Here is a 14,535-nt window from a genome sequence, read left to right as displayed (position 1 = left end):
AATTACTCATTTTATATATTTTATCTGTCTACTTGGCAAGGGGTATATCAAAGGAGATACTTCCCGATACTTTTTCATCCTTGATCGCTGTAATTGCAAGTGCTGGAACAGCGTAAACAAATCCAAAAAGAGAAGCATAAATACCAAAAACTTTAACAGCAAAATAACTCATGGCAATACTTATGTGAAACCAGAATAGTGTATTGATATAATAAAGTGCAGTATTCAGCTGCTTTCTGTCTTTGCCGAAGGCATACTCATTCAGGGCAAGCAGCATCTGACGAAGATTATTTGTAGAGAATATCGTCGCACTGTTATATCCCCTTACTCCGTGAAACACACTCCACTGAGTAGAAATGATGAAAAATACAGGAAGTATTCCTATCAACATATTTACTTGCTCCGGTATCAAAGCCAGAATCAAAAAACCTGCCATATCAACATAAATACTGTACCGCTCCAGATTGATTTTTGTCTTTTTCGAAAAAAGTATAACTATCTCCATTCCCATAATATATAAAAAAAGTCCAAGGATCCTAAGCAGAAGCTCCTCCCTGTTTTTACCCACGATCCCAAGTACAATATCGATCATGTTAAGGGTCTGTGCAGAAGCCAAGTTCCCTCTGCAAAGCACAGCGTAGCCACCCAAAAAACCCCCTATACTGCACATTAGGCTATGAAGTATTAAGTCTTTGTTCTTTTTCATAAAAAGTAGAATACCTTTAGTCGCTCTGCTCTGTGTTAAGTCATTCATTTTACTGCCTCTTTTCTATTATATTCAATCAAAGTCAAAATAGTTGTATCACACCCCATCACAATTATCAACCACCAAAACTTACAAAAATACACTCGATATGTCCTATAACACATACCGAGTGTAAAAATGAAATCTGCTCTTTAAGTTGAAAAATTTAATTTTTGAACTAAACTGTTCCAGTACTTTTTAATTCATTTTTGAGAATCGCAAAAAATTCATCTTTCGCATAATATTCTTTCCACGGATCATGCCCACATTTGTCCAGCAAATACATTTTAAAATCATTCAATCGATTTTCCAGAGGTTCTTTTACTCCTTCCCACGGATGAGGATCATTTTTACCATGGATGGCAGCAACAGGACATTCAATATCTTTAGATAGATCCAACAGCTTACCACTCGCACGCATAGGACCTATTTCATTCATTAATGACTTAAATTGCTCTTCATTAAAGGCAATCATATCTTCCTCTATATCCGGCAACAGGCAATAGTGGTCGGGATCATACTTAATATCGTCAGTGTATAAGTTTGCCGCTCTTATATCTTCTTCCTGTTCTTTGGGCATCTTTTTAACGTTTCTTCTTTCAACAAGCTGAGAATAATAACTTAATTCAAACGGACCACTGCTTACCAGAATCAGTTTACTGACATACTGGGGATACTTTGCGGCAAAAATATAGGATAACCACGCGCCCCAGGACCGCCATGAACAACTATTGCATGAAAGGGTAAACTGCCATACTCTCTGCAATTAGTCAAATCTTCACCTCCCATACAATAGTCTAACAGTTATCATTTTATGGATATTTATAATCCATGAGGTATTACATCTTATTTTAATGTTCTTTTCCTGACGTACTCTTTTAGTGCTTTTACATTAGGCGGTGAAATATTTTCCGGTAAGTCAAACAACGGAAAGAACTTAAGATCTATAACTTCATCCTGCTGCATTTTTAAATCCCCTGAATAAGATTTGCATATATACACAAGATCAATATTTGACACTTCGTCACCATTAGGATAAATATAGTGCATATCCTTTCCGGAAAAGACACCAAAAAGTTCCAGTTCATGAGCAATAAGTCCGGTTTCTTCATATAGTTCTCTTTTTGCCGCTTCTTCTACTTCTTCATCCAGTTCAACGGAACCTCCGGCATATCCCCAGCAATGATTATCTTTTCTAAGTTGCAGCAATATTTCACCCCGTTCATTCTCAACGATCACAGAGGCTCCACATTGCAAAATAGGGGTATGACCAACCATTTTTCGTAAAGTTTTTATATATTCAGCCATTAGAATCCTCCTCAGTAATAATGTCATCAATACGACGTACTCCCATGATCCAAATCATCACATCCAAAAATCCACCAAATGAAATAGTTCATCTTTTGCATGAATCTTGCAACAAAAATTAATCTGATGGCAGGAATTAATACCCCAATTTATACGAAGATAAAACCAGCATATCATGTATAGGTATTCTTGTAAATATTCCAATATTGCCTTATATAAGAACATGGATAAAAATGGTATTTGCAACTAAAAAGAAGTTAATAAAATAAACCGGAAGGCATTCGCAGAGAATGTTCCTTCCGGTGATCTCACTAAATCCATTATCCATTGATAATTGACCCACCATTGATATGAATGGTCTGCCCTGTCATGTAGGAAGAATCAGAAGATGCCAGGTATACATAGGCTTCTGCCAGTTCAACGGGCTGCCCTGGCCTTCCTAATGGTGTATCTTTGCCAAAGTTTTGAATAGTAGTCTCATCAAGTGTAGATACAATAAGAGGTGTCCATATTGGTCCAGGGGCTACTTGATTGACTCGAATTTTCCTTCCCGCTAAATTCTCGGATAAAGATCTTGTAAATGCTGTTACAGCTCCTTTGGTTGCGGAATAATCAATTAAATCTTTATTCCCTTTAAATGCTGTTACAGAACTGGTATTAATAATGGTGCTGCCCTCTTTCATATGAGGCAATGCTGCTCTTGTTAAATAGAACATGGAAAAAATATTGGTTTTAAATGTCCGAAGCAGTTGCTCATCCGTAATATCCTCTATGGATTTTTGCATATGTTGTTCAGCGGCATTATTGACCAAAATATCTATGCCGCCAAATTCGTTTAAAGTTTTTTCTACTACTGCATTGCAAAAACTGCTTTCTCCGATATCTCCTTTAATCAATAATGCCTTCCCTCCATATGATTCCACTACTCTTTTGGTCTCATTGGCATCATCATCTGCGATATTATATACAATCACTACATTGCAGCCCTCTTTCGCATAAGCAACGGCAACAGCTCTGCCAATTCCGCTGTCACCACCTGTGATAATGGCAGTTTTGGATTTTAACCTGCCCGTACCTTTCTTTTCAGGATAATCATAAATTGGTTCGGGATTCATCTTGCTTTCTTTTCCCGGTACAGGCTGGGTTTCGGCTCTTAATTCATCAGGTGTATACATATCCTTTTCATTCATAGGCAACCATCCTTTCGTTTTTTACGAATAGTATTCCTTTTAGAAAAAAGAATCATACAGCACAAAATAAGGCTTCCATCAATCAGCAATCTTTGCTGATTGATGGAAGCCTCCAAAAAACAAATTTATTCATTATTTAGGTATCAAACCACACTACTTCCAAATGTGCTTAGTTTCTTTTCTCTTCTCCATCAGTTTTATAAGCCTCGGGCGATTATACCGCTGCATAATAACAAAGATGGAATCAAATATCGCTGCCATTACAGAGGTCACAATGAATACCGGATATGCACCAAACCATCTTCCAGCCAGTATAGGGAGAAAACTTAAAAGAACAATTGTCTCATGACCCAGTTCTGCCTGGCACATGGTCTGAGCAATTTCATCCAAAGAATGATTTTTTACATCAAATCCTCTGGGATCATAGGTTGGCATTTTATTTTTCCACTTTTTGATTCCCAGTTTCTCATAGAATTGTTGCTCACGTACACTAACAGAAAACCACTTATTTCTATAATTTATTTTATTATTTATAAATGAATTATAGAAATAAGCTACAAGAAGCCGCATTACAAAATGATAGCTTGTAGTACCAAATGTAATGGCCAATGTCAAAAACAATGCTTTGGATGTAAAACAGTATAAACTTATAAATAATATCGTAAATATCACTACAATTGCAGTGATTCTTTTGATCAACTTAGCCATTGTGGCCCTCCTGAACTCAATTAAACGTTATCGTTCTTTATATCGTATTTTGTTCTCCTTTCCAGAATACATAGGTCATCTGTGATACTTGAAATTTATGATTTTATAGATTTACAAATTCCTTGGATATAACCGGAACCATTTCTATATATCCTCGCGTACAGATTGGTTCCAGTTGTATTCTGGGATTATTTTCATCTATTACATAACCATTTCCGTGAAAATCATATTCTGAAATCACTTTTTTAACATCCAAAATGGCAGATTCATACTCTTCATCCTCATAAGGATCACTTCTGAATAACAGATAATCTGCCTTTGGTAACTCGATAACCTCAAAGCCATCAGGGATAACCCCTTTATAATCCATTTCCACCTCAGCACCTTGAACATATTCATTGGAAATTGGATTACGATACTGTTCAGGAAGCCATAGACATACAGGCTCTCCACTTATTGATTTGATACTTTTAAGAAGCCCCCATACATCGCACCCTATTTCATCGCAATAGGACCAGTAATCAGTAGCCTTTATCCCTCTTTTTATGATTACTTTCCTTTCATATTTATGAATCTTTTGAACCGTCACCTTTCTGGCATTGGAGAGTGAAAAGTCATATGCTTTATTGTTTTTAGAATGTACAATAAATGGAGTGAAAAGATAGATTGGAACAGGATTGGTTCTATACTCTTTCGGATTACATCCAAATTCCTTTTTAAATGCCCGTTGAAATCCATCTACACTCCCAAATCCGAATTGGGTCACTACATCAATTACTCTACAGGATTCATCCCGTAGCATAAGTGCTGCTTTTGTAAGTTTTAATCGCCTTATATAAGCCGTTGGTGACAACTTTGTCCATTCAAGAAAGAGACGTCTTACGTGTACAGTGGAATACTTGGTGAGATTTGCCAGATCATCAATTTTTATATCTTCTAAAATATGTTCTTCAATATAATTTTGCATTTTCTGGACTGTCATCATTCTTTCATCCACTGCTACTCCCCCTTCTCTTTTTTCTATTTATAACCATTAACAACTTTGCAGATATACTCGGCTGCATTTTCAATTAACTTTTCATCAACCAGATCTATTGTATCTTGCGGACAATGGGTATAGGACAAACATTCTTCAAATAAATCCGATGCAGAAATTAAAATACATTTCGTTCCGCCGAAGGCAAACATTGCATGATCTCCGGCATACCAAGGCTGACCAGGAACAATATTGGTACAACTATTCAGTGTGCTGTCTAACTCCGCCTGCTCCTTTTCACTAAAATTAAATGTGGCAACTGCTACTTGTGATCCAACATGTGCTAAAGTATCGATATTTATCACCAGCGATATTTCTTTTCTGCTTTCCTCAAGTTCTTTTAAGTAAATCAGCTCGCCTTGTGGATCATAATATTCTTCAGAGTTAAACGGAACAATATCAATGTTGTAACTGTCGTTTTCAATATTCTTTGCAGCATGAAGCATTGCAGCAACACCGGATGCATTATCCAGTGCACCATCGGTATTATATTTGCTGTCCATGTGAGCACAGATTAGGATTGTACCTTTAGGATTGGCAACTGTTTTTGATGCGATCAGCTGATATGCTGTTGCAATATTATTATTCGAAACAATAGATAATTCAATTTCATGACCTATTACCTTATCTTCTATTCCGGCAAAAATCTCTTTGTCAAGATTGGCTACAGGAATATGAAAATTTCCATCTTCAATTAAAGGGAAAGGTTTAAGACCACTCATGTTGGTTTCACCTGTGATGGCTATGATTGCATCTGGTTTTTTTGCTTCCAGGCAATCAATAATAGCTTTATGCTCATCGGGATAATAAAATGGATAATCCTTTGGCTGTAAAGATTCTTTTGCCAAATCCTCTGTCAAAAATAATATCTTATCTACACATTCCGCTCTTTCCAGTTCTTCCAGATTCCTTACAACAATAGCTTTTCTTGTCCCTGTAAATGGCTCTGAAAAAGGACTTGCCTGTAATACGATCTTGTTCCCTTCTACAACTAAGAATGACTCATTTGATTCCCAAACTTTACAGCTAAAGGGTACCTTCTTTGTTGTATATCCAAGGCTTTGCAGGTATGAATGAATGTAGTCTGTAATTTCCTGATTTTGAGCAGTTCCTACCGGTCGTGTTTTTGCAATTTTCGCTAATAATTCCATTTACATCCCCTCAATCCTTTTTTAAAATCGGTTTTGTTAATAGAATATTAGCAATGATCATTCACATTGTCTCGACTTATTTGATCAAAATATAGCTGTATCGACTGCTTTCAGCACATCTTTCTGGTGTTTTCGATGGGTTATCATCACGTAATCGAACTGCTCACATCTCAAAAATAAAACTTTCTTCAATATCAATTGAATCTTTTACAATAGGTAATTTCGTTGAGATATCCAAAGAATTCTCTGACACTGACAATATCACTTGATTCAGGTATAGAAGCATTAAGTACAATAGACTCATAAATTTAGCTTTATATATATATACCAACAAAGCAAGTATAAGGCTTAATAATTGATTCAAAATATTGCCTGTCCTCGTGTGCATATTCATTATCAACTGCAAACCACTCATTCCATGCTTCTTCAAAGCAATCCATTTCCCATGTTACAACTGATTCAATTCTGTCATGGCTGCCAATAAGCTTTTCCCAGAGTTTTGGGCTTTTAAACATATAGGCTTCTTCTCCAAGCCATTCGGATAGAAGTTCTTCGGAACGACCTGAATATTCATCCTTCATGCCAGGAATGCCGATTAAAATCACTCCATCATCTTTTATAAATGGAAGTATTTTTTCTTGGAAAAAGCCCGGCTCACCTGCAAAATAATGATATGCATCGATGCTAACCAAAGCATTGAATTGCCTTTCTTTAAAATGTAAGTTATTTGCATCTTCGCAAACAGGTGTTACCTGTCCATCAATTCCCCATTCGGCAAATCGTTTCCTATTTTCTTCTGCACTTACCCAGAGATCATTGGCATAAACCTTTGCTCCTGTCTCTTTTGCAATTACAAGACTCGTCAACCCCGTTCCACATCCCAAATCAAGGACTAAATCATCTGAAGTGAGTTGCAAAGGATATTTGTCGAATAATTCTCCAAGAATCCTGATACAGTTTGGACCCATCAGTGTTTCTGCCGAAATATATTTCTTATAATTACTGATATTCATATGTTGTCCCTCCACAAATACTGGGCTCTTTCTTTTAATCATAATTATGAAGATAGTTCATAGCCTTAAAAAAATCCAAAAGCCGGAACCCCTCCCTTCTTCTATAACATATATTCCAACGAATTGTCAAACACTTCCTCCGATGATCATTTCATATCATTCAGCAAATCAAAAAAGCCCTCACTATTGGCATTCATCCAATGATGGGAGCATATTTTGGATTTGATTATGATGAATCAAAAAAGATGTGTAAATAAAATTCATTGTTTAAGAATATCCATTACTTACCCTAAAGTTCTAATGAATAGAAATATAGATATGTATTTCGGCATCCTCCATATCTTCGCCGCCTTGATATTCTTCAAAATCACAGCAATACTTTCTGTCTAAGTCCATAGCCCAAAGCTTTGTCCAAAATTCCCCCACTGCTTTTTGCACGTGACCGCGAACAATAAATTTAGCATACTTTTTTGCTTCCAATTGTACTACTTCATAATCCATGTTCATATACTCCTTTCATGTTGTTTTCCATCAGTATATCAGGCTTAATTTGACATCTGTATGCCATATTACAAATATTTATTATATTGTACAGGAAGTTTTCAGCAAATTACATTGACAGCAAAAAAAGACCACATTCAAATATAGAAATGTGGTCAAACTTGTATATATGATTTTCAAGATGATCTATTATTTGATCGGGACCTATATGTAGAAAATGCGATTGAATTGCATTTTTATCTCGCTTCATCTATTAATTCATTTTAATTAGATTCTTTACTTTTAGACAATAACAGGCTTTCAACATAGTTCGAATTGATGATATTGATGTTTAAGGCCTCTTTTAAAACCCCATGCTATTTCGTGAAATTTAAGTCTTTCCAATCTCCGGTTTTTCCCAAAGTTTTGTAGTTAAGGGTATAATATTGCCCCTCTCCAATCCACATTACAGGAGCAGCCATACGCAACCGTTCATCAACACTGATCGAAGGATCTTTAAGTGCTTTGTCTACTATTGTATTGCGGATTTTACATAAAAAAACCTCACCGTCATTCAATGGTATGGAGTGTTTAACTTCAAGCTCAAATACCCACGGACTTTTCTTTAATACTGGAACATTCAATACTGCACCTCGTTCGATTTCAATCGGAATATCCATTTTCCCGCTCTTGTGTCCTTCTGTATTGCCTAAATAGTCCGCAAATTCCAGCAGAGATTCGGTGACAAGGTTAGCAGAAAATACTTTGCTTTCCCGTATACGATCTTTTGTTAATTTTTCGCCTCCAATACAAGCCATAACCCCCAGTTCGCCATCTCTGCAATAACTGAACCAGCAGAACAAACCAAAGTTCGGTGTTCCATCCTCTTTATATGTACCATATAAAAACAATGTTTGTGGGCAAAAATTATTCTCCGGACCGATAGATATTTTTCCCATATTCTTATTCTCCTTCTTTTTCAAGATTTTTAATGATTCTTCTGAGTTGATTCTCAAAACAGATCATTTCATCTTCTGTGAAGCCATGATAGAATATTTCGTTCATTTTGTCCGATATAGAGTCATATTTTTCACGATATTGGTTTGCTTTTTCCGTCACCGATATAAATGTCTGTCTGCGGTTTCTTTTGTCTGGTATTCTTTCAATCAACCCATTTGCTTCCATACGATCGAGCATACTGGTAAGCGTCGTTTTAGCCAATGAGGTAAGCTTTCCGATCTCTGTGATTGTCAACTGGCCATGCTCCCACAGCACATAAAGTATACGCCCCTGCGCACCATTGAAAATGTCAACACCGCTTTCCTTTAATAGCTTTTCAAATACTCGTCCGCTAAGATGCCGAATCTGCGACAAAAGGAAACCTCCATAAGTCTTCGTTACAATCACCTCCTATATAGTATTATTCTATATAGAATAGTACTATATAGAACTTTGTTTGTCAATAATATATCTACAATTTTTATTATTCTTGTTAAAATCACGAAATAATGGAATTATAACCACTGTTAGCAAGAAGAAACAGCACATTGATAGCTACCAAAGAAGCATTCATATAGTCAGGTATATAGCAGTTTCATTGATAATAAATAAAGATAGAGATAAAGTTACAATGTCTGAAAAAACTTTTACCCACAGGATGAAATAAAAAACGGCCGACAGATCGTCTGCCAACCGTTTTGGATGCTTTTGAGTTTTATGGAAAAAGGTCAATGGTTTTAAATGTTTTAGGAATGTACCAGTAAGTCTTTCATTAAATGAATATACTTATCTTCTATATTATGTCCAGCAGCATTCCCATAAGAGGTGAAAGTATGATCATAACAACAGAAAAAGCAAATGAGCAGACAGATACAAGAGTTGCTCTTTGCTCAGACGGAATCATATCATTCAGTATAATATCCGCTCTTACTTGCATAAAATCATCTGAGAATGCAGCAATAAATCCTCCAATAATTGTAAGATAAGGATTTTTAAAGAGCAACGAAGCCAGCGCAAAAATAATACCTGTGATACTGATTGCTATTATTTTTATAAATCTTGTCCTGGAAAAATACTGTACAAGTTTCGCACCTAAAGCCGCACCTAATTGCATGATAAATAAAGCTGGTCCCAGCCAATTAGGATGCAGTCCTAATATTGGAAGTTTTGCCTGTAAAAAGAACAAAAGAAGAGTTGCTATAGCACCTGTTAAAGAATTAATTGCTATTAACATAATCGCCTTAGGATTTTTCTTCAGGAAGCAAACACTGCTTACAATGCAATCTTTAAATCTTTTCGTTACACTTTCATTCTTATATGCATCATAAGCCGTTACATCCATTAATAATAGAGCCACCAGAATACTAAGACATCCAATGGAAATATCAATACTATACGCCTTTTTATATCCAAGGTAAAGAGCCACTCCTGCAAATAAAGTGGAGAGCCCTGATCCAATTCTATAAATCATCATTTCTGTTGAAGCAAATTTATTATAATCTGCTTCCTTATTATATTTTTTCAGCGAATCATATGCTAAGGCTTCTCTTGTCCCCGATGCCATATTATAACTTAGAGCATTCATCCCTACCGCAACAGCGATTCCCCAGAAAGAATCGGAAAAGATCATTGCAATGGCCGAAAGAACTGACATCACTCTACTGGCTATCATTGTTCTCTTGCGTCCTAATACATCCGCTGCAAGTCCAGATGGAATCTCCCCACACAAACTCACACAATGAAATATGGCTTCTATTACTCCGATTTTAGCTATTGAATAGCCGCGGGCAGCAAGCAAAGCAACCCAGGAGGCTCCTCCAAGGGATAAAGATTCAAGGGTAGTCAATGAATACAATTTTATAAGTTGAATTTTAATTTTAGACATAAAAAATCTCCTATTCATATTATAATAAGTAAGTTGAATAGGAGACAGCGGACTCTTTAGAGCTAATATTGTCTAAAAAAGAGCGCACTATCCCCGTAAAAGGGGAAATAGCATCCACTTATTAACATAATATTAACCGTTTTCCACTTCATAAGGTGTGCGCTCCTTTCTTTATAATCTTTTCAGATTATATCATACACTTAATATGACTGCAATCTAAATTAAGGATTGTAATATCCTGCATTATTGAAGCTCCGTTAAGCACTTCATTAACGTCCAAAAAAGCTCTTAGGAACTGGCAATACTATTAATTGTTGATCCAGAAAGCTAATGAAATCTCTCTGCTAAGTATTTTGGATAAAAATAACGGATTCTTTTCCTGGAAAGCTTTAAGACTCTCAAGAAATGCTGACTTACTGTCTGTCTTAATATCTGCAAAAGTCTCATCCAGTCTCTGATTTTTTACATTTTGCTCTACGTAGTTTTTGGATATTTTCTCATATTCACTGATCACACCAGGATTTTTCTTTATTAAATTCTGATACCAATTCATAATATATTTTAATCTGACGAGCGGTCTGTCTTCTTCGCTGCTCTGGGCAGCGATTCTTTCATACTCTTCGTATGCCTTGGGATCCATTGTTTTCATCATATCCAGTGTATTGGTAGTTGCCACCAATCCACTGCCATGCCCTAAATATTTAGGCTTATGAACACCATAATTCATATTTCCATTAGCATCTGATTTGCCTGCAGTAGCAAGTTTAGCAATGGTCTGCATAGCATTAAGGAATGCTTTTTTATGATCTTCTGAGATAAAATGATGGGCAGCATATTCTGCCTTTTTCATCCCAAGCGAAATATTGGCAAGTCTCTCTTCTTCTGTCATATCCCCAGTATTTTCAACAAGGAAGTTATATCGAATGATATCGTAAACAAATCCTTTTTCTTCTTCACTACAATTTTCAAGTGCAATGGCGATTGCTTTGTCAGCCTCATATAGACCTGAATACTCCGGCATAATTATGGGCTTTAATTCAAAATGCTGTATCTCTTTCTGCAATGCTGCTTCTCGTTCAGCATTTACGATTCGCTGTCCCTCCGAAAGTTCCGGAAGCATACCTTTTCTACTTTTGGCTAATGCTGCCAGCCCATCCCCCGAGAACTCTACAATTACATTGTCTCCGTACTGTGATGCAATATCTTTTATTGCCTTTAAGGTTTCTTCTACGGACATTTTATCCATAATCTTGTTTCCCTGTGCGTCTCTGGTGTTAAACTCATATCTTACAAGAAGAGTATCCTTATTGGCCCCAGAGCCATAAGTACGTATGGATTCTGTTCCTTTGTAAAACTGACTGTAATTCGTATTAATATTCATTGGTATTCTTTCATCCCCTTTAACGACTTATTTAGTTTTCGCTTCAGCATATAAAAATGCCGTCTACATACTTTTTCGGCATATGTATGTAAATTATATACAGCAAATTGGATTATTTTCCCTTACCGAATAAGCACGTCAAAGGCTCTCTCTGCTTTCATACAAATTTCAATTGTAAAGTAACTCAATTTTTTCAAGCAAGAAAAAGTTTCGCCCTCAAAACTCTCGCACCGAACATAGTCGGCAAAACCGATAAAATACAACACAAGCGAGTGCGCATCCTGCCCGGAGGGCTTTTATTGTATAGGAAATCCGGAGGAATTTCCTATACAATAAAATAGCCCAACTTAATCAAGTCAGGCTATTGTCTCATTCACTTAAATTCGGCATTATTCCTTTTCAAAAAAGCCATGTCATTGCCATAACGATAAGCCAATTCTTCGTCATTCTCAAGGAACAACTGATACTCTTCCATCGATATGCTGCTCGCCTTCTTCCTCTTATAAATCACCAGATTCCAGGAATGTTTGCATTTCACACATTGATAAATCAGCCATATATCCACATTTTTACCATTTGCATTGATTCTGAATTTCCCTGTATTTACAAACTGTCTCTTCTTTCCGCAGCCTCCGCATCGATGGTAAACTTTTATTGTATTAAAGTATTTCATCTGATACCCTGCTTTCAGGAGTATCAGAGCATTTTTGATTTCTGATAATTCTTTGGATGCTTTTTTCAGTCAAAAAATATTCTTTGGATAAATCCTTTATGGACATACCATTTTGATATTTTCTGATAATATCTTGATTTCTGCATTCAAGAATTTCTCTCGTATTGGTGCTGTCTCCCCATTTTTTCTTTCCCTTGGCCGGGATATAAATAGACTCTCCGGAAACATATTTTTGAACGAGAGTAAGCACTTCAATGGGCAGAACATCTTCTGCTCGCAAATAGCTCATGATAATCCTCCTAAGTTAATTAGTTGTCTGGTTAATTAGCTTTCAAGGATTCATCTGAGCTTACAGCTTACATTATAATCAATTTCTATAAGCTCAGATTACTGAGCTCTAATATATCTGTTTCTCATACGGAAACTTACTCCTTTCGAAATTTTTTCCTAATTATATCATGGATAAAATTGATTCGCCAACCTCATATTTGCTTAGAAATAAATATGTTCCATCAATCCCTTTCTCTTTGTGATATAGAATTACATATGAACTCATTTCGGAATGTTTAATTTCTTCTTTATCAATTCTGTTTCTATTCCTTTTTTAGGATTAGGGGGCAGTAACTAAATCATAAAGATATTGCGTATGCTTATTATGAATGCAAAAGTGATCTAAAGAAATCAGAATGGGTGTTAGCTATATGTTTCTTTTTAAGCATTGGTGATTAAGCGATTAATTTCCTCATTAAGTAGATTTATTCTATCCATGTTTTCTTTCTCCATGGATTTTAACTTTTTTAGGACATGATTTACTTGATTTTTGGTTCTTTCCACGCTCTCCAAAGAATCTTTTATTTTAGACTGCATATGCCAATCAGCAAATAATCCATCGAAAAAGAAATCCGCAAATTTTTCAAAATCTGATATCTCAATAGAAAGATTACTTATTACTTTTATATCAGCCAATTCACTACGAAAACGGGATAACTTTACTTGTGCCTTCGATACTTCGACCTTTGCTTCATCAATGTGAGAATGCTTCGCCAAATCTGAAAAAAATCCTCCTCCCATGAGATCCCATGCTCCCCAGCCTTCAGCACTATTAAGACTTTTTGATGCTGCTTCTAAATGGGTAAACACATCTTCACCTGCGTCAATGGCTTCTTTAAGTTCTCTTCCGTAATTTCTAAGAGCTGTTATTTGCTGCGAAAGATTTAGAATCTCTTCTCCTGTCTTTGAAGCAGATCTGATTAACTGCTCCTTCTTCTCATTATAAATTTTTTGGTAAATTGCTTTCCAATCTCTATTTTTAGCCTCTTCTAATTCTAAACGTGCAATATTGTCCTCTACATTCCTTAAATCCATACAAGCCTGGTCATATTTTAATCGCGCAGCAAGAGCTTCTTCTCGCTCTTTCTCTAATTTTTCATCCAAATTTCCTAAAATAGTATAAAAGATATGGCTTATACTTTTACCCTCTAAATTTTTTACATCCAAGTCCTCTTTCTCAACCTGCTTCATCAACTCTTCCACTTTCTTTACCAGAGCACTTTTTTGAGCCTTTAAATCCTCTAACTTGGATACTAGCTTTCGATGATACAGCATTCCCTCATGGGCCTTTTGCAATTCTTCATTAATATCACTATACATGAATAATGTCACTCCAATCATTCATTTTCGATAATTTTATCATAGATATTATCCATATATTATCAGACAAATCAATATTATACAAAGCAAATCTTCTTCTTTTATTGGTTCAAAAAAATCTCCATTACCATAACCGAAGTGTTATCGTCTACACCTGTACCCGTTTTTTAACCATTTTACCTTACAATGAATTCAGAGATGTAAAATGATTTGATAATGTGCAATAAATATCCACCAGCTTAGCTGGTGGTTTTTCGTTAGCCCTATAAGGGCATGGTACCTGCTGTGCCTTAAGGCACTCTTTGGTTTCGCCAGT

Annotated in this window: 16 protein-coding genes; all 16 read right to left on the bottom strand. The window is 35.9% G+C overall.

Features of this window, described 5'->3' with window-relative positions; genetic code table 11:
* Window positions 1-28 precede the first annotated feature (28 nt).
* Window positions 29-754 carry a YoaK family protein gene (locus JOD07_RS10295; RefSeq protein ID WP_158741444.1) on the bottom strand — a complete coding sequence of 242 codons (726 nt, stop codon included), beginning with the start codon at window positions 752-754 and terminating at the stop codon, window positions 29-31.
* Window positions 755-923: 169 nt separating this feature from the next.
* Window positions 924-1,511, bottom strand: coding sequence for an alpha/beta fold hydrolase (locus tag JOD07_RS10290; protein ID WP_158741445.1), 588 nt, complete (start codon window positions 1,509-1,511; stop codon window positions 924-926).
* Between the two features lie 80 nt (window positions 1,512-1,591).
* Entirely contained in the window at window positions 1,592-2,053 is a 462-nt protein-coding gene (locus JOD07_RS10285; protein WP_158741446.1) for an NUDIX hydrolase, read from the bottom strand.
* 320 nt (window positions 2,054-2,373) lie between these two features.
* Window positions 2,374-3,243: an SDR family oxidoreductase gene (locus JOD07_RS10280; protein ID WP_204613882.1), complete on the bottom strand. Its 870-nt coding sequence runs from the start codon at window positions 3,241-3,243 to the stop codon at window positions 2,374-2,376.
* Between the two features lie 153 nt (window positions 3,244-3,396).
* Window positions 3,397-3,951, bottom strand: a complete 555-nt coding sequence (locus tag JOD07_RS10275; protein ID WP_158741448.1) for a glycosyl-4,4'-diaponeurosporenoate acyltransferase CrtO family protein — start codon at window positions 3,949-3,951, stop codon at window positions 3,397-3,399.
* Window positions 3,952-4,054: 103 nt separating this feature from the next.
* Window positions 4,055-4,948 (bottom strand): helix-turn-helix transcriptional regulator, encoded by an 894-nt coding sequence (locus tag JOD07_RS10270; protein WP_180322476.1) that lies wholly within the window; start codon window positions 4,946-4,948, stop codon window positions 4,055-4,057.
* Between the two features lie 23 nt (window positions 4,949-4,971).
* Complete coding sequence (locus JOD07_RS10265; RefSeq protein ID WP_158741449.1) at window positions 4,972-6,138, bottom strand: M28 family peptidase; 1,167 nt, start codon at window positions 6,136-6,138, stop codon at window positions 4,972-4,974.
* A gap of 314 nt (window positions 6,139-6,452) precedes the next feature.
* Window positions 6,453-7,151, bottom strand: a complete 699-nt coding sequence (locus JOD07_RS10260; protein WP_204613880.1) for an SAM-dependent methyltransferase — start codon at window positions 7,149-7,151, stop codon at window positions 6,453-6,455.
* A 297-nt stretch (window positions 7,152-7,448) separates the two neighbouring features.
* Window positions 7,449-7,652: a GyrI-like domain-containing protein gene (locus tag JOD07_RS10255; RefSeq protein WP_330636255.1), complete on the bottom strand. Its 204-nt coding sequence runs from the start codon at window positions 7,650-7,652 to the stop codon at window positions 7,449-7,451.
* A 356-nt stretch (window positions 7,653-8,008) separates the two neighbouring features.
* Window positions 8,009-8,590: a flavin reductase family protein gene (locus JOD07_RS10250; protein ID WP_158741452.1), complete on the bottom strand. Its 582-nt coding sequence runs from the start codon at window positions 8,588-8,590 to the stop codon at window positions 8,009-8,011.
* 4 nt (window positions 8,591-8,594) lie between these two features.
* Complete coding sequence (locus JOD07_RS10245; protein ID WP_207756920.1) at window positions 8,595-9,005, bottom strand: MarR family transcriptional regulator; 411 nt, start codon at window positions 9,003-9,005, stop codon at window positions 8,595-8,597.
* 418 nt (window positions 9,006-9,423) lie between these two features.
* Window positions 9,424-10,515: an MFS transporter gene (locus JOD07_RS10240; protein ID WP_158741453.1), complete on the bottom strand. Its 1,092-nt coding sequence runs from the start codon at window positions 10,513-10,515 to the stop codon at window positions 9,424-9,426.
* A 307-nt stretch (window positions 10,516-10,822) separates the two neighbouring features.
* On the bottom strand, window positions 10,823-11,896 hold the full coding sequence (locus JOD07_RS10235) for a hypothetical protein (RefSeq protein WP_207756918.1): 1,074 nt from the start codon (window positions 11,894-11,896) through the stop codon (window positions 10,823-10,825).
* 373 nt (window positions 11,897-12,269) lie between these two features.
* Window positions 12,270-12,569, bottom strand: a complete 300-nt coding sequence (locus JOD07_RS10230) for a DUF1062 domain-containing protein (RefSeq protein WP_158741454.1) — start codon at window positions 12,567-12,569, stop codon at window positions 12,270-12,272.
* Window positions 12,556-12,858 (bottom strand): CD3324 family protein, encoded by a 303-nt coding sequence (locus JOD07_RS10225; RefSeq protein ID WP_158741455.1) that lies wholly within the window; start codon window positions 12,856-12,858, stop codon window positions 12,556-12,558. Before JOD07_RS10225 ends, JOD07_RS10230 begins: the two co-directional genes overlap by 14 nt.
* Before the next feature lie 422 nt (window positions 12,859-13,280).
* The gene (locus JOD07_RS10220; RefSeq protein WP_158741456.1) at window positions 13,281-14,240 is read right to left on the bottom strand and encodes a hypothetical protein; all 960 of its coding nucleotides are present in this window, start codon (window positions 14,238-14,240) and stop codon (window positions 13,281-13,283) included.
* Window positions 14,241-14,535 lie beyond the last annotated feature (295 nt).

Origin of the sequence: Defluviitalea raffinosedens (assembly GCF_016908775.1) — a bacterium.
Lineage (GTDB): Bacteria > Bacillota > Clostridia > Lachnospirales > Defluviitaleaceae > Defluviitalea > Defluviitalea raffinosedens.
The sequence above is the reverse complement of the archived record's forward strand: the minus strand, read 5'-3'. Positions and strand labels throughout refer to the sequence as shown.

What these genes read in the sequence shown, in the direction of transcription:
- JOD07_RS10280 (WP_204613882.1), bottom strand. Translation starts at nt 3,243, where the DNA reads ATGAATGAAAAGGATATGTATACACCTGATGAATTAAGAGCCGAAACC.
- JOD07_RS10235 (WP_207756918.1), bottom strand. Translation starts at nt 11,896, where the DNA reads ATGAATATTAATACGAATTACAGTCAGTTTTACAAAGGAACAGAATCC.
- JOD07_RS10255 (WP_330636255.1), bottom strand. Translation starts at nt 7,652, where the DNA reads ATGGATTATGAAGTAGTACAATTGGAAGCAAAAAAGTATGCTAAATTT.
- JOD07_RS10230 (WP_158741454.1), bottom strand. Translation starts at nt 12,569, where the DNA reads ATGAAATACTTTAATACAATAAAAGTTTACCATCGATGCGGAGGCTGC.
- JOD07_RS10265 (WP_158741449.1), bottom strand. Translation starts at nt 6,138, where the DNA reads ATGGAATTATTAGCGAAAATTGCAAAAACACGACCGGTAGGAACTGCT.
- JOD07_RS10285 (WP_158741446.1), bottom strand. Translation starts at nt 2,053, where the DNA reads ATGGCTGAATATATAAAAACTTTACGAAAAATGGTTGGTCATACCCCT.
- JOD07_RS10295 (WP_158741444.1), bottom strand. Translation starts at nt 754, where the DNA reads ATGAATGACTTAACACAGAGCAGAGCGACTAAAGGTATTCTACTTTTT.
- JOD07_RS10250 (WP_158741452.1), bottom strand. Translation starts at nt 8,590, where the DNA reads ATGGGAAAAATATCTATCGGTCCGGAGAATAATTTTTGCCCACAAACA.
- JOD07_RS10220 (WP_158741456.1), bottom strand. Translation starts at nt 14,240, where the DNA reads ATGATTGGAGTGACATTATTCATGTATAGTGATATTAATGAAGAATTG.
- JOD07_RS10240 (WP_158741453.1), bottom strand. Translation starts at nt 10,515, where the DNA reads ATGTCTAAAATTAAAATTCAACTTATAAAATTGTATTCATTGACTACC.
- JOD07_RS10260 (WP_204613880.1), bottom strand. Translation starts at nt 7,151, where the DNA reads ATGAATATCAGTAATTATAAGAAATATATTTCGGCAGAAACACTGATG.
- JOD07_RS10275 (WP_158741448.1), bottom strand. Translation starts at nt 3,951, where the DNA reads ATGGCTAAGTTGATCAAAAGAATCACTGCAATTGTAGTGATATTTACG.
- JOD07_RS10225 (WP_158741455.1), bottom strand. Translation starts at nt 12,858, where the DNA reads ATGAGCTATTTGCGAGCAGAAGATGTTCTGCCCATTGAAGTGCTTACT.